At 48.7% G+C, this 1,190-nt stretch carries 2 protein-coding genes; both read right to left on the bottom strand.

Features of this window, described 5'->3' with window-relative positions:
• Positions 1-791: hypothetical protein (locus H5T41_11245; GenBank protein MBC7109333.1), on the bottom strand; the 791-nt coding region annotated here is incomplete at its 3' end.
• A 78-nt stretch (positions 792-869) separates the two neighbouring features.
• The gene (locus tag H5T41_11240; GenBank protein MBC7109332.1) at positions 870-1,007 is read right to left on the bottom strand and encodes a hypothetical protein; all 138 of its coding nucleotides are present in this window, start codon (positions 1,005-1,007) and stop codon (positions 870-872) included.
• Positions 1,008-1,190: the final 183 nt, after the last annotated feature.

The following is a 1,190-nucleotide window of genomic DNA, read 5'->3' as shown; positions in this document are numbered from 1 at the left end:
AGATCGGCGACCTCTTCCGAGTGTTGGCCGGTATAAGAGTCGCGAGCGTGGATGATGGCGGCAATTTTCTCAAATGCTGCTTTTGCCTGCTCTCGGAGTTTCAGGTGTTCGCGGAGGGAGATTTGCACGACGAAGAGCGGGACGAGCACGAGGAAGGAGTACCACGGGGATATGGAGTACACGATGGCGATGAGGATGGCCAGGATTCCCAGGGAGATCAATTGGACGTATTGGACACGAAGTATAGTTCGGAGATGCCGCCAATAACTTACTCCGCGTGAAAAATGCACAGCTCCTGCTACAATTGCATGATTAATTGTTAGGAACACAAAAAACACGCCTGCGGCCCGAACAAAATCAAGAGCCGTACGAAGTGTTGATTCGCCACCCAGTACTTGAAAGAGAAGCCCGGCCAAAATTACTGCGGTAGCCAGTTGTGTCACGTTGAACAATACAACAGCTACATATATAGCTGGGCTTATTTTCAAAAATCGGCGACGGAGCAAAACTTCTGCAAAAGTGGAGCCCGTGAGGACCACTAAGAGGCCCAACTTTGGTCCGCCAATAAATACCGCGCTCATCCCTACTGCAATAGCAGCCGAAGTCATGTGGCGAGCCATAAGTTGGACTTCGTACAGTTCACAAAACAAGTCAAGAATCGCTAGGATTAGCCAGGACAAAATGAAGCTTAAAGAAAGCTCAATTTCCCAAAGTTGCCAAATGGCTAAACTGATTCCGACTATGACTACACTTGCAACATAGAACCAAACCCTTTTAGGAAAGTCAGCCATGGAAAACCACTATAAACAAAAAAACAACGGACCATAAGGTCCGTTGGCCCACTTCAAACTTACCTTTGTCTCAAAAGATCACGGCCCACCCCATTTACCATAAGCTCCGCTCAGAAGAAGCACAGTAAGAATGGTAAAGAGGACATAAAGACCGCGCACACCCAAAACCTTCACTGCCCGCCGATTTGCTTTCTCCACCATCGGAACCCATTTCATCGTTTATCCCTCCTTTGGCACAATTTCCCTACGCCACCCAGTGGCTACTCCTAAAAGATTTTTCTAGGTGACAGCTATAATATACACCGGGGGCGGCCGGTTGTCAACACCGGAAGAAGGGACATTTGTGCCGTTCCTGGGAGAAGCGAAGTAAGACCGATGGAATCCGCTCAGACGGTGATC

This window comes from Methanomassiliicoccales archaeon, assembly GCA_014361295.1.
Classification (GTDB): domain Archaea; phylum Thermoplasmatota; class Thermoplasmata; order Methanomassiliicoccales; family JACIVX01; genus JACIVX01.
Note: the sequence above shows the minus strand (reverse complement) of the source record. Positions and strands in the feature narration are given on the sequence as shown.

What these genes read in the sequence shown, in the direction of transcription:
- H5T41_11240 (MBC7109332.1), bottom strand. Translation starts at nt 1,007, where the DNA reads ATGAAATGGGTTCCGATGGTGGAGAAAGCAAATCGGCGGGCAGTGAAG.